At 45.2% G+C, this 18545-nt stretch carries 16 protein-coding genes; 10 read left to right on the top strand and 6 right to left on the bottom strand.

Annotated features, from left to right (window positions below; translation table 11 throughout):
- Window positions 1–71 precede the first annotated feature (71 nt).
- Complete coding sequence (locus ACS8E3_RS06785) at window positions 72–1361, bottom strand: TerD family protein (protein ID WP_439242558.1); 1290 nt, start codon at window positions 1359–1361, stop codon at window positions 72–74.
- Window positions 1362–1598: 237 nt separating this feature from the next.
- Between ACS8E3_RS06785 and ACS8E3_RS06790 the strand changes: the two genes are divergently transcribed.
- Complete coding sequence (locus ACS8E3_RS06790) at window positions 1599–2729, top strand: ATP-grasp domain-containing protein (RefSeq protein WP_439242561.1); 1131 nt, start codon at window positions 1599–1601, stop codon at window positions 2727–2729.
- 23 nt (window positions 2730–2752) lie between these two features.
- Here ACS8E3_RS06790 and ACS8E3_RS06795 read toward each other — a convergent pair whose 3' ends face one another.
- On the bottom strand, window positions 2753–3949 hold the full coding sequence (locus tag ACS8E3_RS06795) for a sugar transporter (protein WP_439242564.1): 1197 nt from the start codon (window positions 3947–3949) through the stop codon (window positions 2753–2755).
- 450 nt (window positions 3950–4399) lie between these two features.
- Between ACS8E3_RS06795 and ACS8E3_RS06800 the strand changes: the two genes are divergently transcribed.
- From ACS8E3_RS06800 to ACS8E3_RS06815, 4 genes are all read left to right on the top strand, one after another.
- On the top strand, window positions 4400–5638 hold the full coding sequence (locus ACS8E3_RS06800; RefSeq protein WP_439242566.1) for a phosphoribosyltransferase domain-containing protein: 1239 nt from the start codon (window positions 4400–4402) through the stop codon (window positions 5636–5638).
- A complete protein-coding gene (locus ACS8E3_RS06805) occupies window positions 5635–6465 on the top strand; it encodes an HAD hydrolase family protein (RefSeq protein WP_439242568.1) in 831 nt (276 codons plus the stop codon). The genes ACS8E3_RS06800 and ACS8E3_RS06805 overlap by 4 nt, the downstream gene beginning before the upstream one ends.
- 14 nt (window positions 6466–6479) lie before the next feature.
- On the top strand, window positions 6480–7649 hold the full coding sequence (locus ACS8E3_RS06810) for a cysteine protease StiP domain-containing protein (protein WP_439242570.1): 1170 nt from the start codon (window positions 6480–6482) through the stop codon (window positions 7647–7649).
- 80 nt (window positions 7650–7729) lie between these two features.
- Window positions 7730–8794, top strand: coding sequence for an HpcH/HpaI aldolase/citrate lyase family protein (locus tag ACS8E3_RS06815; RefSeq protein WP_439242572.1), 1065 nt, complete (start codon window positions 7730–7732; stop codon window positions 8792–8794).
- A 154-nt stretch (window positions 8795–8948) separates the two neighbouring features.
- On the opposite strand, the gene ACS8E3_RS06820 is transcribed toward ACS8E3_RS06815, so the two are convergent.
- Window positions 8949–9770 carry an alpha/beta fold hydrolase gene (locus tag ACS8E3_RS06820; protein ID WP_439242574.1) on the bottom strand — a complete coding sequence of 274 codons (822 nt, stop codon included), beginning with the start codon at window positions 9768–9770 and terminating at the stop codon, window positions 8949–8951.
- 282 nt (window positions 9771–10052) lie between these two features.
- Between ACS8E3_RS06820 and ACS8E3_RS06825 the strand changes: the two genes are divergently transcribed.
- Window positions 10053–10850 carry an enoyl-CoA hydratase/isomerase family protein gene (locus ACS8E3_RS06825; protein ID WP_439242576.1) on the top strand — a complete coding sequence of 266 codons (798 nt, stop codon included), beginning with the start codon at window positions 10053–10055 and terminating at the stop codon, window positions 10848–10850.
- A gap of 107 nt (window positions 10851–10957) precedes the next feature.
- Here ACS8E3_RS06825 and ACS8E3_RS06830 read toward each other — a convergent pair whose 3' ends face one another.
- Both ACS8E3_RS06830 and acnB read right to left on the bottom strand, forming a co-directional pair.
- Window positions 10958–11401, bottom strand: coding sequence for a PACE efflux transporter (locus ACS8E3_RS06830; RefSeq protein ID WP_439242578.1), 444 nt, complete (start codon window positions 11399–11401; stop codon window positions 10958–10960).
- 224 nt (window positions 11402–11625) lie between these two features.
- Window positions 11626–14229 carry a bifunctional aconitate hydratase 2/2-methylisocitrate dehydratase gene (acnB, locus tag ACS8E3_RS06835; protein WP_439242580.1) on the bottom strand — a complete coding sequence of 868 codons (2604 nt, stop codon included), beginning with the start codon at window positions 14227–14229 and terminating at the stop codon, window positions 11626–11628.
- A gap of 336 nt (window positions 14230–14565) precedes the next feature.
- Here acnB and ACS8E3_RS06840 point away from each other — a divergent pair, with 336 nt between their 5' ends.
- The 4 genes from ACS8E3_RS06840 (at window position 14566) to mtnP (ending at window position 17839) form a co-directional block, all read left to right on the top strand.
- On the top strand, window positions 14566–14973 hold the full coding sequence (locus ACS8E3_RS06840) for a carboxymuconolactone decarboxylase family protein (RefSeq protein WP_439242582.1): 408 nt from the start codon (window positions 14566–14568) through the stop codon (window positions 14971–14973).
- Window positions 14974–15144: 171 nt separating this feature from the next.
- On the top strand, window positions 15145–16188 hold the full coding sequence (gene lipA / locus ACS8E3_RS06845) for a lipoyl synthase (protein ID WP_439242584.1): 1044 nt from the start codon (window positions 15145–15147) through the stop codon (window positions 16186–16188).
- Window positions 16189–16358: 170 nt separating this feature from the next.
- Window positions 16359–16832, top strand: coding sequence for a GFA family protein (locus tag ACS8E3_RS06850; protein WP_439242586.1), 474 nt, complete (start codon window positions 16359–16361; stop codon window positions 16830–16832).
- 113 nt (window positions 16833–16945) lie between these two features.
- On the top strand, window positions 16946–17839 hold the full coding sequence (mtnP, locus tag ACS8E3_RS06855) for an S-methyl-5'-thioadenosine phosphorylase (RefSeq protein ID WP_439242588.1): 894 nt from the start codon (window positions 16946–16948) through the stop codon (window positions 17837–17839).
- A 49-nt stretch (window positions 17840–17888) separates the two neighbouring features.
- Here mtnP and ACS8E3_RS06860 read toward each other — a convergent pair whose 3' ends face one another.
- Window positions 17889–18533 (bottom strand): TIGR04282 family arsenosugar biosynthesis glycosyltransferase, encoded by a 645-nt coding sequence (locus ACS8E3_RS06860; RefSeq protein ID WP_439242590.1) that lies wholly within the window; start codon window positions 18531–18533, stop codon window positions 17889–17891.
- Window positions 18534–18545: the final 12 nt, after the last annotated feature.

Here is an 18545-nt window from a genome sequence, read left to right on the forward strand (position 1 = left end):
AAATAGCCTAGCTATGATAAATAGCTAGGCTGTTTGCCTTATAAGCTCCAACCATCCACTCTACCCTACTACTATTTACTACCTCGCTTCCAGCTAAAGCCCCAATCAAAGGCTTTATCCATCTCTTTGTGCCCATTGAAGTATTGGTTAATGCGCTCGACATTGATACTGCCCTGCTGATTAACGAGCCGTGCAATCGCGCACATCGGCGCATTACCCGCACCTTCGGTCAATCGAGTCTCAATAGGCGGCTGTCCGGGTACATGAATCGTCACTACGCCATCGGTCTGCGCCCAATTAGGCACACCCTCGTAAATGAAAGCAAAGATAAACACTTCTTGAATTTGCGACCACTGCTGACCATTGATATCGAGCCATTCGCCATCGCTGACTTGCCCTGTTCTATCATCAGCGCGCAGCAACACAAAAGGCGAGCCATTGAGATTGCCAAAACGATTACCTAACGCTTGAATTAACGTCTTCTCACCGTTTTTTAGGTGCACCATAGCGCCGATATCGAGGTCAATGCCGCCTGAACCACGCTGCTTAAATAAATCGCCTAGCAGGCCTTTTTTTGGCGCGGATTTATCGACATTCGGACGTTGATTCCAGTTTAGATTGACCGCTATCTTACCAAAGTCATCGCGCTTGGTTAGGTTAATGGTGGATTGGTTTTTGGTTAAGGTAATCTTGCTCAGATTGACTGAGGGTCTTGCTGGAATCGGTGGCGGATTGTTCTGATGAGCACTGTCTCGATTGCCATTGTTTTGAGTACTGTGATTCGGCTTTTGGGTGTTGATCGATGGTGAATGGTTTTGAGTCTGATTGTTTGACTGATGCTGGGCTGGTGCATCATCGGCAATCTCCACTCCGAAATGCTCGGATAAAGGCTTAAGACCACCTTCAAACCCTTGCGCGATAAAGCGAAACTTCCAGCTGCCCTGACGACGATAGCATTCTGCTAGAATGATCGCTTTCTCATTACGTCCTGCGCTATTGAGTTGACAAGTCATCAGTACTTGGCTGCCTTGCAGCACTTGAATATCGACATCGCCGAGCTGCGAGAGCGTTTGATTGCTAGAGAACGCCAAAGCGATTTTTTCAATTTCGCTCGCTTGTGCGGGTAAATTAATATCAAAAAACCCATCGCTGTCATGGCCGCGGAAGCTGACGCTACCATCATCGCTACGCGTCTGACCATAAAAGATCATATCGCCATCACCGCGTACTTTTCCGCTACTGGTCAAGCGATAAGCGGCGCAATCGATTGCGTTGTGACTCAAAATACGAATGCTAATATTGTCATTAGGCAGCGGCGCATTAGCACCCGCTACTAATACCTGCGGTTGGGTTTGGCTCATTATATTTTCCTTTTGTTATATGTATTTCTTTTATCTGTGAAAGCTATTTATGAATGATTCGCTTGTATATGAGTATATAGTAGCATGGATATTGGGCGAGTTTTATGGCGACTTATGGCTTAACTTTTTGCACAATTATTTTAAAAATTGGCTGACTATAAGCATTTATCAGTTGGTGTATTTGTATATAATAACGAGCAGTTATCTCTTAAGGTTTTGACAATCATGGACACCGCTATGACTCATACAACAAATGCTAGTAACCCAACAGCAGCTTGGCTCGCTGAAGGGCAATCGAGTCAACGCGATATGCTTGAGAGTCTACAAGCCCTTAAAGCGCAATCGATGACGCCCTTTACTATAATTGCTTCTCATCGTCATGAGCGTCCTGAGATATTTGAATTCGCCGATATGGTCTTTCGTGAACCTCATCACTCTGCCAAGAAAATAGATACGCAAGATAACCAAGCGCCTAGTGATCGTTGGCAGTTTGTATTGGAACAAGCCAAGCAGAACCATGTCAAAGTCTTACTTACCGGACGTAATGGAATTGACTATGAAGCGCATAGATCTGTCTTTGATGAGTCTGGCATTCGCCTGCTAACTGGGGCTACTAGCGTCGCAGCACTTGAGACTATCGATGATAAGTTTGCCTTTATGCAGCACTGCCTGGCACACAACATTCCAGTAGCGACTGCTTGGCGCTTTGATACGACCGCTGAGCTCACCGCATTACTCAGCGAGCATAGCGATAAGCGCCTTTGCGTAAAGCCTGTAACTGGTATCTTCGCCCAAGGGTTTTGGCGTTTAGACTCTAGCTTTGACAGCGATAATCAATACGATAGCTTTGAGCATTTATACTTCACTGACAACAAAAAAATCAGCACCGAGCAATTCATCAGTGCTTATAGTCATAGCCAAATGGTACGCGAGCGCCCTATTCCTATGTTGTTGATGCCTTACTTGTCAGGGCGCGAGTATTCTATTGATGTGGTCTGCGAATATGGCGAGGTGCTGGCGGCAGTCACTCGCTATAAAGAAGGCAAGATTCAGCACGTGGGCTACGATAATCCCGTGATGGATGTGGTCATTCCACTAATCAAAGCCTTTAATTGTGATGGGATCGTCAGTGTACAGACCAAACAGAATGACGAGGGACAGCACTGCGTACTAGAGATTAACTCTCGTCCCTCTGGCGGTATTGGCTACACCACCCATAGCGGTGTCGATCTAACGCAAATCGGCTTTGGCTATTGGTTAGGACTAACTGACAAACCGAAACTGGCTGATAGTATTCAGCAAATCACCCCTTGTCAGATACGTTCTATCATGACGAGTGTGAAGATTGAGACAGGCACAGAAGGATAGTAGATGGTTTGCAATACACTCTCCTAGCTATTGTGACTTAGCTCAGGAAAACGCCTAACCATATACACCATCACTACTAAAGCAAGGGCGGCTATCGCCGCGCCGACGAAACCCACGCTCGATAGCGAGATATAAGTCACCGCGTAACCTCCGAGTAAAGCGCCCATCCCGATTCCTAAATTGATAATTGCTGAGAACATCGCCATTACCATATCTTGCGCATTGACATCAATCTCGATAACTTTTGACTGAATAGTTAGCATCAATAAAATCATCGCTGTGCCCCAAACTACCGTCACGATACTCAGTAGCCATATCGAGCTCACCGCCCATAACATCAGCATCATAGCGGCCAGTATCAATACGGTAGATATCAGCATAAGCTGAGTGGTTGAACGCTCATTCCAGCGGCTAAAGATATAACTACCGATTAGGCCGGCGCCGCCGAATAGTAACAGTATAAAAGTGACCTGATTTTGACTAATCGTACCGACCTTATTCATAAAGGGTTCGATATACGAGTAAGCAGCGTAGTCAGCGGTAAACACGACAAAACAAAATAAATATAAGCAGATAAGCAGCGGGTTTCTAAGTAGCTCTGGCAGCTTACTAAAGGAGCCGTCGAACATACTAGGCAGATCTGGCAGCAGTTTAGCTTGTAGAATAAAGACGATAAAAGCAATGATACCAATACCGGCGAAAGTCGTACGCCAGCCAAACCATTGTCCCAATATACGTCCTATAGGCACCCCTAATACAAGCGCTAAAGACGTGCCAGTCGCTAATATACTTAGTGCTAAGGCTTTTTTGCCTTGCGGCGCAACACGAAGAGCTATTGCCGCAGTAATCGCCCAGAATATCGCATGCGAGAGCGCGATACCCACACGGCTGATGAGCAGTACGTTAAAGCTCCAAGCAAAGACTGATAACGCATGACTGGCGATAAACACCGCAAACAATGCAAGCAACAAACGCTTACGCTCAAGGCGACTGGTCAGTAGCATGAGTGGCAGTGACATGGCAGCGACCACCCAAGCATAGAGCGTCAACATCCAGCCGGTCTCTGCGGTAGTAATCGAAAAATCCCGCGCGATATCGCTCAATAGCGCCACAGGCACGAACTCGGTGGTATTGACGACAAAGGCGCTCACCCCCATTAATATCACTTGAAAATACTTGCTTTGCCGAGAAGCTGAATTGGGCGCTGGAGGTGGTTCCATAGAATCTACTATATAAGGGAGCCAAAGTGACAGTATCGATAATAGCGTCAATATTGGCTCGAAAATTAAAGAAGTGGTGTAAAGAAGATACGCCGTTATGCTTATAGCGCAACCAAATTACAAGTCACTTTCGTTACTATTATAAATAATATCAACACCATGACATTCTACTGCTAATTCATATATGATGATAAAAATGCTGAGCCATTATACTTTTAGCTTAAAGTAAAAATAAAAGTGACAGATAACTACTTTTTTATTGGAATTTAATAGCAAACTCGTTATTACGCAAGCCCAGTTTAGTAAGCAAAGTTACGGTCATCTGTAAGCACCAATGACAAAGTCAAAAAACACTTCAACAAGCAGTCAAACAAGAAATCAAATACTCAAACAAACGAGATAAAGCCTCTACTATAAAACCGCTTTAAGAAGCTAGGTTAAGGAATATGAATGTCAGCTAAGCCACAAAGTACTACCATCACTCTACCTCGAGGCAAACTAGACCTCACTTACCAGACTAATAACCGAAACGATAATACCTACCAGCTAGAAGACCTGCTTGGCTTTGCTCAGCGTATTAACCCCAAACGTGCGTTCTTGTTCGTGTCTAAAGTTTTAGGTCGCCACATCCCTGTCGCACCTAGTATCATGCGTGATGCTTTTACCGATTTGGCAAATTTAGTACCAGATAATCTACCGGAGCCGATTTTAGTGATTGGGATGGCTGAGACTGCTGTAGGACTGTCGGCAGGCGTGCACCAAGCGCTGCAAACTCGCTACCCAAATGCGCTATTATTAAACTCTACTCGTCACGCTCAGCATAACCAAAACAATGACGCAGCAATATTCACGACCTTTAGCGAAGATCACAGTCATGCCAGCCAGCATTTAATTTATCAAAGTAGCGATAAAGATTTACAAGCACAGCTTCTTGCTAGCAAAACTTTAATCATGGTCGATGATGAAGCCTCAACCGGAAATACTTGCGTCAATGTAGTGACGGCTTTGCGAGACGCAGGGCTCAAGCAATTACAGCAAGTCCATCTAACTACTTTGGTTGATTGGTCATTAAATCAAAGTACAACTGATGCTGATGACAACATCTCGACCCGCCTGCCTGATGTAGAGTTTTATCGTCACCATCTATTGTCCGGCGCTTGGCAATGGACGGATGCACCAAGCCCTGAGCCGATAGTTATGCCATCAGTGGATACCATTGAGGCTGGCAGTCAAGCTCTTGGAAACACCGGTAATTGGGGACGCATTCCGACGCTCGATAGTACGGGCGGCTTTGTGGATTATCTACAGAATTTTCAGCAAGCGTTTGCCAGTTTTAGCGAGCAAGCTATTTCTGAAAAAGGCAGATTACCCAAACGAATATTAGTGTTAGGTAGTAATGAATTTGTCTGGTTGCCGTTTTTATTAGCCGAGTGGCTCGAGCAAAACACAGCTACAAACAATGCAGTAAAGTTTAGCGCGTTGACGCGCTCGCCAATAGCGTTGGGCGGTACGATTAGTACCATGCTCAGCTTTCATGATAATTATGGCCTAGGTATGACCAACTTTGTCTATAATGTCGAGCCTGATGATTGGGACTTGATTGTATTATGTGTGGAGACCGCTAGCGATAGCGTGGATGATCTGTGGCAAGATTTGGATAACGTATTGGTCGTAGGAGCAGAGCGATGACTATTCCTTTCTTCCAAGCCAGTTCTCATATCATAAAGCCCTATACGCTCATGGATCTAGACGACACGCTATTTCAAACGCAGCGCAAAATAGACGCTTGGGATTTGCCGACTTCCAAAGCTGAGAATTTAGTGTGTGCTGCCGTAAATAAAAAAGGCGAGCCACTGAGCTTTATGACCCATCGCCAAGTGAGCTTTTTTAATTGGTTACTAGCGAGTACTGAATTAATCGTCGTCACTGCTCGTGATCGCACGGAGATTAAACGGGTGAAACTGCCTTTTGCCAGTTGGCAGGTGTTAACTCATGGGGCGATTATTGTTAGTGAAGACGGCAAGCTCGAGAGTCAGTGGCAGCAGCACATGCATAACGAGCTTGCGCCGTTGCAAGATAAATTGAACCAGCTTAGCCAATTATTTACTCAGCACAGCAGTACCGACAACAGCCATCTAAAATTTACCGCGCATAGTGATAGCTTCAATAACGGCACTGATCCTGAAGAGCTAATCATTTATCTGTCGATTAAACATGCGCAAAAAGATCATCAAGCTTTGATAGAGTTAGCAAAGCAGTTGCCTAAACTGATCCGTGATTTTGATGGGCATTTTTATCTACATGTGAACGCTAATAATTTAGCCATTCTGCCGCATGCCGTACACAAGCATCACGCGGTAAAGTTCTTATTAGAGCAGCATTTAGAGAGTACTAGGCCGAGCTTTGGCTTTGGTGATAGCTTAGCCGATTTGCCTTTTTTGCAATTGCTAGACTGGTACGGAATGCCCAATCACGGGCAGTTGCATGATCAATGCGACCCTCAACAATCAAAATAACCACAGGGCATTTAATGACAAAAGCTATAATAAAAGACTTAGAAACATTTGGCTCGGGCAGCTATTTGGCTGACGATGTGACAGTGCTCCTTGATATCGTAGATAAGACGGAAGTAGCGGATGTGCCGGTCAGTGAAAAAGAAACGCTGATTCAAAGTGGTCAGCGTCACTACTCCGATATGCTCACCTTAGAGCAAGCGCCAAGCGCTAGGCATGAGCAGCTATATCTGCAAGCTTTAGCACAAGGCAAAGCGCGCATGGCTAGCGATATTGCAAATCTAGCGTATACCCTGCACGAAATTTTTCAAGCTTCAGTCAATGAAAAAACCCCATTAATAGTAGTCAGCTTAGTAAGAGCTGGACTGCCCGTTGGTGTATTATTGCAGCGCGCTTTAATAGATGCTAATAGCGCTTATGCCTTGCCAACCAAACACTACGGTATTAGTATCATTCGCGATCGTGGCCTTGACCCAGTCGCGTTGCAGCTTATATTAGACAGTCATCCCGGCAGCCCTATCATCTTTGTCGATGGCTGGACCGGCAAAGGTGCTATCTATCAACAGTTGGCGCGTAGTCTTAAGCCTTTTGTCGATGACAGACACCCTAATTTTGCTAATATTTTTCATCAAGGCAAAGGGGTTATTCCGTTACTTACCCTTGCCGATCCGGCGGGCGTCGCTTGGCTGGCGGCCAGCTTTGATGACTGGCTGATTCCTTCTGGATTATTAAACAGTACGGTATCAGGACTGATATCGCGCTCGCTTTATACCGAGCCGCACTCAGGACTACATCGTGCTATTTTTTATGATAACTTAATCGCTATCGATCACAGCTTATCTTTTATTGAGCAGATTGAGTCAGAACGGCAACAGCTAACGACAGCGCCTAAGCGTTTAGCGACCTTTATACAGCCTAGATATAGTACTCAAAGTATCATTGATAAAATAGCGACACAGTACAGTATCGACAATCGTAATCGCATCAAACCCACTATCGCCGAGGCGACCCGCGCGATATTACGCCGCGACCCTGAGCGCATCTTACTCGCGACTGCCGATCATCCTGACACCACATTATTACGACACTTATGCCATGATAGAGATATTGAAATCAGTGTGTTAGGTGCTAAAATATTACCTTATCAAGCGATTACCCTTATCAAACAGCGCACCCATCCGACTTAATGTGCCAGTACTTTAGCGCTTTGTATTTGCGCGATTTCTCTTACCTCTTATACTCTCTTTAACTAATTATGATACCGACTATGCCAGATAATTCTAATAACGAGTCAGACCTTTATCGTTCCACCCAGTCTTATGAGCATCTCATTACAGAGCGCCACGCTTTGTTAAAGCCGCATACTCATCACCCCTACCAGCTGGGCGCTAGCCTATATATGCCAGCAACTCGGCAAGATATTTGGCAGGTGATTAAGCGTGAAAAATTATCGACAATTAATAGTATTATTATCTGTGTTGAGGACGCAGTTAGCCATGACGATGTGGAGCTAGCATTAGAGAGATTACAGGAGCTGCTCAACACTTGGGCGGCGCATATTGATAGTATCAATGATCCCTCAAAACCTGAAAACACTAAGCAAGAGCAGCCCACGCGGCCGTTAGTGTTTGTGCGTCCGCGTAATCCGATGATGCTACAAAAACTAGCGCATTATAAGCATATTGAGCTGCTCGATGGCTTTGTCATGCCAAAAGTTGATATGTGTAGCTTGTCGAATTGGCGCATGGCTTGTCAGAACCTCAGCACCGACCAATTGCTGATGCCGACTCTGGAGACTGCCGCACTGTTTAATCCGCATCATAATCAAGAGTTGGCTATTGGCTTTAAAGAAGCATTTAGTCAGCCTGTTTTTGCCTTGCGTATTGGCGGGAATGATCTATTTGCCGCGCTACGTCTGCGCCGCCCAAAAAATAGCATTGTCTATGACACTCCTATTGGTACTTTGGCTTATCAGCTGCTCGGCTGCTTTGTGCCGCATGGCTTTTATCTCACAGCGCCCGTCTTTGAATACTTAGATCAGCCCACGCTATTTATGCAAGAATTAACGCGTGATGTCAGCTTGGGCTTAGTGGGCAAAACTGTCATTCACCCAAGTCAAATCGCGCTAGTACAACAAGCGTATTGCGTACCGGCAACTACTTTAGATGAGGCGCAAGCGATACTGCATACTGAGGCCAAAGCTGTATTTAAGTACAACAATACTATGTTAGAGCCGGCCACGCATCGCGCTTGGGCTACAGAGATTATCAACCGTGCCAAAGTATTTGGCACTATTAATAATGATAATACTGACTATAGCTCACGACTGTAATTGGCTCCGATTAACTGCTTAGAATCATTAAGATTCGCTATAAAAAAACCCAGAAGCCGCTATCCTCTCGATAAACTGACCCCCATAAGTTGGACACAACTTTGGGGGTTATTGTATGAAATACGACATAGACTTTAAGGCTAAACTCTACTCATTAATACCAGCCTTCAATCCTATCCAAAAACTCACCTAACACTCTATTGACTTGCTCAGGCTCTTCAACAGTTGACGTATGACCTGCGCCTTTAATCACCGCAAGCTTGGAGCCATCAATAGCAAAATGCATGCGCTCAGACTTGTCATAAGGCGTCGCCGCATCTTCATCACCGACGATGATCAAAGTTGGCGTCTGGATGCTGCCTAATTGCTCATAAACTCCTTTGCGCTCGATTACGCCCGTTGTCGCCTTAACCGTGCCGCCTTTGCGATTACTCTGCAGCATAGATAACCATTCTTTTCGATCGGCCTTGCGCTCTTTGGCTGCCAAGAAAGTGCTGCCAAACATAATTGGCATCACCTTTTGACTAACGCGCTTCATCCCAAGCCAGCGAATCGCTTTCATTAGTTTACGATACTGAGGCACGTTTTTGGGATCTTCGGCATCTGCAGAGGTCTCAAGCAACGATAGTGACAATAAGCGCTCAGGATGGTTTATCGCGATACGCTGCGCGACAAACCCGCCCATAGATAAGCCAACAAAGTGACACTTATCGATATCTAGCGCGTCAAGTAACCCGATAGTGTCTTTGGTTAAATTATCCATATCATAGCCGTCTTTGGTAATCTGCGACTGCCCTTGCCCGCGAAAATCAAAGGTGATGCAGCGATAGTCCTTTTTAAAATGTTCAACTTGTTTGTCATACATTCTACCGCTCCAAAGCAGGCCGTGAGCGAAGACGATTACGGGCTTTTGATGATCATTGGGCGCGCTGTCTTCATAATAAATGTCGGCATTATTTACTGTAATCGTTGGCATAACTCTTCCTTGTTTATGTGAATGACTATTGAATCTATATGTAAATCTGTACGAATGCTTAAACGAGCATATTATTATGTCTAACTTCGTATAATTAGCATAATTTACAACTCCTAAATTTAGTAGTGATATTTGTAAATAGCAGCTTGCATCTGCTACTAAAGATGGCGCAAAGGTACACCAAATCAGATTTTAGAGCGCCCGCTAACCTGCTATAGTAACTAACATTGGACTATTTATTAGCTAGCTTTCTAAACCCTAACTATTAAAAGGATGATTCTTATGTCACAAGCGCTTGTCGATTATCAAGTAACTAACCACATCGCCACTATCACCATGAACGACCCCAAAACCCTAAATGCCTTTAGTACGCCGTTGAAAGGTGCCATTATGGAAGCACTCGATCAGGCAGATAAAGATAATGAAGTACGCGTTATCGTCTTGCAAGGCGGCGGTGGTAACTTCTCAAGCGGCGGTCATATCGGCGAGATGCTAGAGAACGGTATGGAGTCTGAAGCGCTAGTCGCTAAGCTTGATTTTATGCTGCGCGAAGTCGCTGAGGTCAGCCTTAAATTGCGTAATATTCATAAGCCCATCATCGCCAAATTAGAAGGCGCAGTGGCTGGCGCGGGTATGAACTTAGCGCTGACTTGTGACTTTCGTATTGCAAGTGACAATGCCAAATTTGTGCAAGCCTTTGTCAATATCGGCCTCATACCCGATGCAGGCGGTATTTATTTATTAAATCAATTAGTTGGCGCGGCCAAAACGACCGAGCTGGTCATGCTCGGCGATAAGCTCAAAGCCGATGATGTCGCAAGGTTAGACTTAGTCAATAAAGTCGTCAGCGCCGAAGAGCTTGATAATGAGGTTAGCGGCCTAGCCACGCGCTTAAGTCAACTACCAGGTAAGGCGCTGGCCTCTATGAAGCATATGATCAATATTCATGCATTCTCAGGACTTAACGAAGCGTTAGGGATGGAAGTCGAGCAACAAAATATGATGGCTCAAACCGATGATTTCAAAGAAGGGATTACGGCGTTTATGGAGAAGCGCAAGCCGGTTTATCAGGGTAAATAACTCACTTACACCAATGTTTTTTTGAGTAATAAAAAAGGCTGCCATTAGGCAGCTTTTTTGGATAGGTCCATATAGAAAATCTATATCAATATGAGTAATATATTTACTTATTGAGCCGCAGTGTTCTTATAGTGATGCGGTAAAGTAAATATCTTGTCAAAACACAAAGTAAAGATAAACGTATAAACCAAGAAAAACAGCAGTAACGCCGCCTCCATCACAAAGGCTGTCATCAAGCCCACATTATACCAAACCATATACAGCGGCAAGCAAATCAACACCAAGCCACCTTCAAATCCTAATGCATGCATACTGCGGATGAATAAGGTACGCTTTGCCACATGCTTGCGACGTTCCCACGCTTCAAATGCCGTATTGTAGAGAAAGTTCCAGATGACCGCTGCCAATGACACCATCACCGCGACTGGTAAAGACTCTGCCGCATCGCTACCGCTAAGCTTCATCAATACATAAGTGGACGAGATAATCGCGATAATTTCAAAGACAGTCACATAGACGATACGACGTTTGATGGGGGACAAGGTAATCAACCAAGACTCCAAAGCACATGTAGTGCATAAAAAGTATCGGTCCGTCCCGAGATATGAAAAGTAAAAAAAAGTGCAGAGCCACGGTTTCCGCCTGCTTCTATATTATACCTAATGTAGCGTAGAAAATCAGCCACTGTACTTAAAACGAAAAACCCCGCATCATTGTGATACGGGGTTCTATTTATATAAAAGCGGTAAAACTTAAAAACGCTTCATTATAAAGATTAAGTCAACTGAGCAACATTAATCTTATCCGCTTCTTCGGTATACTCTTCCATACGATCGAAGTTCATGTATTGATACACTTCATCACCCATGCTGTTAAGCATGCCAGCATACTGCTGATACTCGTCGTTGGTTGGCAGTTTACCCAGTACTGCGGCGACCGCAGCAAGCTCAGCTGACGCGAGATAAACGTTCGCGCCTTGACCGAGACGGTTCGGGAAGTTACGAGTCGACGTCGATACCGCAGTAGACTTCGGTGCGATACGTGCTTGGTTACCCATACATAGTGAGCAGCCTGGCATCTCAGTACGAGCGCCGGCTTGCGCGTAGATGTTGTAATAACCTTCTTCCATCAACTGGCGCGCATCCATCTTAGTTGGCGGCGCGATCCATAGACGCGTCTTCAGGCTACCTGCTGGTACGTCCTGCAAGAGTTTACCTGCAGCACGGAAGTGACCGATGTTGGTCATACATGAACCAATGAATACTTCATCAATGGTATCGCCTGCGACGTCAGCCAAAGTTTTGGCATCGTCTGGATCGTTCGGGCAGCATAGGATTGGCTCTTTGATCTCGCTCATATCGATGGTCATATCGATAGTATATTCAGCGTCTTCGTCAGCACGCATCAGGCTTGGGTTAGCTAACCAGTCTTGCATCTGCTCGATACGGCGGCTGATGGTACGCGCGTCGCCATAGCCTTCAGAAATCATCCACTTAAGAAGGGTGATGTTTGAGTTTAGATACTCAGTTACCGACTCTTCAGATAGCGTGATGGTACAGCCCGCTGCACTGCGCTCAGCTGAGGCATCAGATAGCTCAAACGCTTGCTCAGCCGTTAGGTCTTCTAGACCTTCGATCTCAAGGATACGGCCGTTGAACTCGTTGATTTTGCCTTTTTTATCGACCGTCAAGTAGCCTTCTTTGATCGCTTGATAAGGAATGGCATGGACTAAGTCACGCAAGGTGATACCAGGCTGACGCTCACCAACGAAGCGCACACGGACAGATTCCGGCATATCAAGTGGCATAACACCAGTCGCGGCAGCAAAGGCTACCAGACCAGAACCGGCTGGGAACGAGATACCCATTGGGAAACGCGTGTGCGAGTCACCGCCCGTACCAACGGTATCTGGAAGTAGCATACGGTTGAGCCAGCTGTGAATGATACCATCACCTGGACGTAAGCTGACGCCGCCACGGTTCATGATAAAGTCAGGTAGTGTGTGCTGAGTCTCAACGTCAACTGGCTTTGGATAAGCAGCGGTATGACAGAATGACTGCATGACGAGATCCGCTTGGAAGCCTAAACATGCCAAGTCTTTTAGCTCATCACGGGTCATTGGACCTGTGGTGTCCTGAGAGCCAACGGTAGTCATCTTCGGTTCACAGTACATGCCTGGGCGTACGCCTTCTAGGCCACAAGCTTTACCGACCATTTTTTGTGCAAGGGTAAAGCCTTTACCCGTATCAGCTGGCTCTTCTGGCTTAGCAAATACGTCTGAATGACCAAGACCCATGTACTCACGCGCACGGTTAGTCAAACCACGACCTACAATTAATGGAATACGGCCACCAGCGCGAACTTCATCAAGCAATGTTGGTGAGTTTAGTTTGAATTCAGAGATGACTTCCTCTGAGTCATGCTTAGTGATTTTGCCGTCATGTGGATAGATGTCAAACACATCGCCCATGTTTAGGTTATCAACCGCGACTTTTTCAATTGGCAAGGCGCCTGAGTCTTCCATAGTATTAAAGAAGATCGGTGCGATATTGTTACCGAGCACCAGACCGCCGCCGCGTTTGTTGGGTACGTTCGGGATGTCTTCGCCCATCAGCCATAGCACTGAGTTGGTCGCAGACTTACGGCTTGAGCCGGTACCGACGACGTCACCAACGTACGCAAGTGGATGGCCTTTTTCTTTCAATTCTTCGATCTGCTTCATTGGGCCAACAACGCCCTCATCGTCAGCAGTGATACCGTCACGAGAGTTTTTGTGCATAGCTAGCGAGTGCAATGGAATATCAGGACGGCTCCACGCATCTTGTGCAGGTGACAAATCATCCGTGTTGGTCTCGCCGGTGACTTTAAACGTCGTGTAAGTCGATTTCTGTGGTACTTCTGGACGGCCTGTGAACCATTCAGCATCGGCCCAAGATTGGATGACTTCTTTGGCAATGTTGTTGCCCGCTTCGGCTTTTTCAGTGACGTCGTTAAACGCGTCAAATACTAGCAAAGTCTTTTTCAATGCTTCCGCTGCGTCTTGTGCGACATCAGAGTCGTCTAATGCAGCAACTAATGGCTGTACGTTATAGCCACCTTGCATGGTACCTAAGATTTCTACTGCTTTTTTCTTGTCGATAAGTGGTGAGCTCGCTTCACCTTTTACAATAGCGGCTAAAAAAGCAGCTTTTACATAAGCGGCTTGATCCACACCCGCTGGAATGCGGTTTTCTAGCAGATTCATCAAGAACTCATCTTCACCCGCTGGTGGGTTTTTTAATAGTTCAACCAATTCTGCTACCTGCTTTTCATTTAGTGGAAGCGGTACAGTTCCTAGCTCAGCACGTTCTTCGACATGTTTACGATAAGCTTCTAACACAATAATTGTCCTCGTAGTTGGGCTAGCACATTGCGTGAGTAGTCAGAATGACTGCCGGCGTAGATGCACTATAGGAAATAATTAAGGGAATGTGGTCATTGAAATTTTTGTGCTGCAATGATAGCTTAAAACGCTCAAAAAGTTAATGGCTTAGGCTGCAAAAGGCGTAGAATCAAGCCATATTCAATATTTATTATAAAAATAGTAGTCGCTATTAGAGTAAATACCAGACATATATGTTCAATAATTATGAGAACTCATTGTTTTACGTTGAATATTATCAAAGTTGACTCAATGAACGAGTCTGATTGAATTTTAAAAATTAAGGATAATAAGATGAGCAATAATAATGATGACCTTTCAAACTATGAAAAGGGTCTAAAGGTGCGTACTGAGGTCATGGGCGAGGCGCACGTTAAGCGTTCTCTCGATGCCGCCACGGCCTTTACTCAGCCCTTGCAAGACTGGATCATTGAGCACGCTTGGGGCACGACATGGCAAGATGACAACGTCTTACCGCGTAAGTATCGCTCTTTAATTACCTTAGGTTTTTTGGTTGCACAAAAGAGTCCGACCGAGCTAAAAGGTCATATACGCGGCGCTATTAATAACGGTGCAAGTCCCCTTGAGATTCGCGAAGTGCTGATGCACAGCCTACCCTACTGCGGCGCGCCTGCCACCCAAGAAGCGTTTCGCGCTGCTATCGAAGTATTTAATGAGATGGGCATTAATTTAGAGAAATAGCTCTTTCACAAGCCTTGTCTTTGCTTGGAACATTATATAAAAACCCAAGCAAATCTCTGCTATAATTATGCCATTGCCAAACCCTTCTAATCATGACTAAAACCCTTATTTTTAAAGACTTATTCATTATTAAAGACTTAAAGGTATAAAGGGTTAAGAGATAAGTTGATTATGACTATTGCCGTACAAACCCATGTTCCTGCACCAAGAGTAAAACCCAAAAAAGCCATTCAAGGCGAAAAGCTACGCGGCTACGATAAAGTTGCTCGTATCCCAATTAAAGTTATCCCAACCGTCGAGGCCAAAAAAAAGCCAGATTGGATTCGAGTAAAAATGTCCTCCCCTGCCGAGGTAGCTCGCATCAAAGCCAAGCTGCGTGAGCAAAAGCTCTACACCGTTTGCGAAGAAGCCGCTTGCCCAAACTTAGCACAGTGCTTTGGTGACGGCACCGCAACCTTTATGATTATGGGCGATATATGTACTCGCCGTTGCCCGTTTTGTGATGTCGGTCATGGTCGCCCCAACGAGCTCGATAAAGATGAGCCGCGTCATACTGCTGAGACTATTCAAGGGCTTGAGCTTAAATATGCGGTAATCACTTCTGTGGATCGTGATGATCTAAAAGATGGCGGTGCCAATCATTTTGTAGAAGTACTCAATGAATCACGAGCGCTGAGTCCAAATTGCTTGATCGAGATCTTAGTCCCTGATTTCCGTGGCCGTATGGATGTTGCGTTAGATTTATTAACCGAAACCGCACCCGACGTTTTTAATCATAATATCGAAACGGTACCGCGTCTGTATAAAGCTTTCCGTCCTGGTTCTGATTATCAACACTCGCTTGATTTGCTAAAGATCTATAAAGAGCGTCGTCCTGATATCGCCACCAAATGCGGCTTTATGGTCGGACTTGGTGAGACCGAAGAAGAGGTTTATGCGCTACTTGACGATCTCAAAGCGCACGATGTCGATATGATTACCGTCGGTCAATACTTGCAGCCAAGTAAGAACCACGCACCAGTCGATCGTTATGTGCATCCTGATGAGTTTCAGCGCTATATGGATTATGGCAAAAAGATTGGTTTCTTTAGCATTTGGGCGGGCCCGATGGTACGCTCAAGCTACTTTGCCGATCGTCAGTACTACGGTGAGGATTGCCCTGCGCCTATTCGTAGTAAAAAAGCGCTCGAAGCTGAAGGTAAGCTTGGCTGCTAAAATAGCTATAAATTGAAACAAAAAGGAGACCCATTACGGTCTCTTTTTTTATAATTGTCTGTATAAACGCTACTCAAAGCGCATACACTCGCAGATTAATGTAGTGCTATATTAGTATCAATAAAAAATACCAACGCCTACTTTAAAAACTCATAAAAAAGGATTAACCCATGAGCCAAGAATTCACGCCGCAAGAAGGCTCTTGCTCCTGCTATAGCAATACTTATACCATTAACCATACTCCTATGGCGCGCTTTATCTGCCACTGTACTATCTGTCAGGATTATACCGGTAAGGCTTATAATGATGTTACGGTTTTACTTAAGTCAGATCTTAGCGAATTAGAGATAGATAAAACACGCTTTCGTAGCTGGAAGATGCCGCCGAATATCAGCCGTGGATTATGCAAACGCTGTCATAAGCCAAGTATAGAGACGGCTGTGGGCGGTAATCTTGTGTTAATTCCTACCGATAATTATCCTAATAAAGCGGCGTTGCCTGAGCCGACTATGCATTTGTTTTATAATCGCCGTATTAGGGACGTAGAGGATGATTTACCGAAATATGAGGGCTTTGTGCAGAGTCAAACTATGGTGGTTAAGGAGCTGGCTCAAGGAATGTATAAAAGAGTTACGAGAAGCTAATGGTTATCTCTAAACGCTAGGTTTAGTATTTTAAGCGCTGTTTTATTTTGAGAAACAAACGCTACTAATAGTCAAAACTATTCGTTTCTTTAACTCCTCCATCTGGGACTAATATGATTTCAACCTTAGTAGAAGACACCGGCCATTTATCCGCTGACATAGCCATCATCGGCGGTAGCGGCTTATATCAAATGCAAGACTTAATTAATAAACGCAACGTTAGTATATCAACGCCTTACGGTAAACCTTCTGACGATATAGTCTTAGGAGAGCTGGGCGACGTAACCGTTGCTTTTTTGACCCGCCATGGTCAAGGGCATAAATTCACCCCTTCTAAAGTGCCCTACCGCGCTAATATCTATGCACTAAAAACCCTAGGCGTGCGTTATGTGATTTCAGTCTCGGCAGTGGGCTCACTACAAGAACACCTCAAACCGTTAGATATGGTCATCCCTGATCAAATGATCGATATGACTAAGCATCGTGCTAGCACTTACTTTGGTAAGGGCGCGGTGGCGCATGTAGCGATGGCAGATCCCTTGTGCCCTGCTGTCAGTGAGGTGCTCAATCGCGCGTATGCTCAAGCGAGTATCCATGAAGGACAATGTCATGAGAAAGCGACTTACGTCTGTATCGAAGGACCACAATTCTCTACTCGCGCTGAGTCGCAGTGGTATCGCCAAATGAACGCCGACATCATTGGCATGACGAATATGCCAGAGGCTAAGCTTGCGCGTGAAGCGAGCATGGCTTACGCAACGCTGGCGCTAGTAACAGATTTTGACTCATGGCACCCAAACGAGGAAGATGTCAGCGCCGATTACGCGATCCAAAACCTGATGAAAAATGCCGATAACGCGCAGCAAGTTGTCAAACAAGCTGTGGCTTTACTCGCCAGCGAACAGCCCGACTCTATTGCTCATACGGCTTTAGCGCAAGCGTTAGTAACGCCAGTTGAAGCGATGAGCGAGGAGACTAAGACGAAGCTTAGTGCGTTATTGCCTTAACTATGATGGTTTTCTAAACAGGAAAAGCCATCAAATAGTTAATGGCTTTTTAGTCGTTGTAGGCTGTGGCTTTATAATCATCAAGCCAACCTCTAGGTAAATACTGCAAATCTTTAGGTTCATCGATATCAGGCAAAGGCTTCATACGCGCTAATGACCAGCGCAAATCTTTAATGCGCTGCTCGGTTACTTCGGCAACATCGCTGACGCTCCATGTCATGTTTGAAAACAGCTGCGCGTTTACTTGTTTAAAGCCAAGCAAAACATAGCCGCCATCAAAGGCTGGAATCAGCGTTATATCATGTTGCTCAAGTTGCTTCGCGGCATCTTTAATCCGCTCAGCAGTTAAATCAGGACAATCACTGCCTATTAAAAGCACCTGTTCGAAATTATCTAGCGCATTCTGACTGGCGCTTAGCATACGCATACCTAAATCACCATCCGCTTGCGCTGACCACAGCAATGATTTAGGTAAATCTAGCGTTTGCCAACAGGGATCGCTTGGTGCCGGACTGACGTTTAGCTCAACCGCAAATCCCGTTGCTAGCGCTTGCTCAACGCTATGTAAAAGTAGTTTACGTGCCATCATCGCCGCGCCTTCACTACCAAGCACGGGTTGTAGCCGGGTTTTTGCTTTACCCTTAGCTGGAAATTTAGCGAATAGGATAATACAAGTTTGTGATTTTTGAGTCATATTAAAAGTTTT

Source organism: Psychrobacter sp. 2Y5, assembly GCF_051847375.1.
In the GTDB taxonomy this organism is placed as follows: Bacteria; Pseudomonadota; Gammaproteobacteria; order Pseudomonadales; family Moraxellaceae; genus Psychrobacter.

What these genes read in the sequence shown, in the direction of transcription:
- ACS8E3_RS06785 (WP_439242558.1), bottom strand. Translation starts at nt 1,361, where the DNA reads ATGAGCCAAACCCAACCGCAGGTATTAGTAGCGGGTGCTAATGCGCCG.
- ACS8E3_RS06790 (WP_439242561.1), top strand. Translation starts at nt 1,599, where the DNA reads ATGACTCATACAACAAATGCTAGTAACCCAACAGCAGCTTGGCTCGCT.
- ACS8E3_RS06795 (WP_439242564.1), bottom strand. Translation starts at nt 3,949, where the DNA reads ATGGAACCACCTCCAGCGCCCAATTCAGCTTCTCGGCAAAGCAAGTAT.
- ACS8E3_RS06800 (WP_439242566.1), top strand. Translation starts at nt 4,400, where the DNA reads ATGTCAGCTAAGCCACAAAGTACTACCATCACTCTACCTCGAGGCAAA.
- ACS8E3_RS06805 (WP_439242568.1), top strand. Translation starts at nt 5,635, where the DNA reads ATGACTATTCCTTTCTTCCAAGCCAGTTCTCATATCATAAAGCCCTAT.
- ACS8E3_RS06810 (WP_439242570.1), top strand. Translation starts at nt 6,480, where the DNA reads ATGACAAAAGCTATAATAAAAGACTTAGAAACATTTGGCTCGGGCAGC.
- ACS8E3_RS06815 (WP_439242572.1), top strand. Translation starts at nt 7,730, where the DNA reads ATGCCAGATAATTCTAATAACGAGTCAGACCTTTATCGTTCCACCCAG.
- ACS8E3_RS06820 (WP_439242574.1), bottom strand. Translation starts at nt 9,770, where the DNA reads ATGCCAACGATTACAGTAAATAATGCCGACATTTATTATGAAGACAGC.
- ACS8E3_RS06825 (WP_439242576.1), top strand. Translation starts at nt 10,053, where the DNA reads ATGTCACAAGCGCTTGTCGATTATCAAGTAACTAACCACATCGCCACT.
- ACS8E3_RS06840 (WP_439242582.1), top strand. Translation starts at nt 14,566, where the DNA reads ATGAGCAATAATAATGATGACCTTTCAAACTATGAAAAGGGTCTAAAG.
- lipA (WP_439242584.1), top strand. Translation starts at nt 15,145, where the DNA reads ATGACTATTGCCGTACAAACCCATGTTCCTGCACCAAGAGTAAAACCC.
- ACS8E3_RS06850 (WP_439242586.1), top strand. Translation starts at nt 16,359, where the DNA reads ATGAGCCAAGAATTCACGCCGCAAGAAGGCTCTTGCTCCTGCTATAGC.
- mtnP (WP_439242588.1), top strand. Translation starts at nt 16,946, where the DNA reads ATGATTTCAACCTTAGTAGAAGACACCGGCCATTTATCCGCTGACATA.
- ACS8E3_RS06860 (WP_439242590.1), bottom strand. Translation starts at nt 18,533, where the DNA reads ATGACTCAAAAATCACAAACTTGTATTATCCTATTCGCTAAATTTCCA.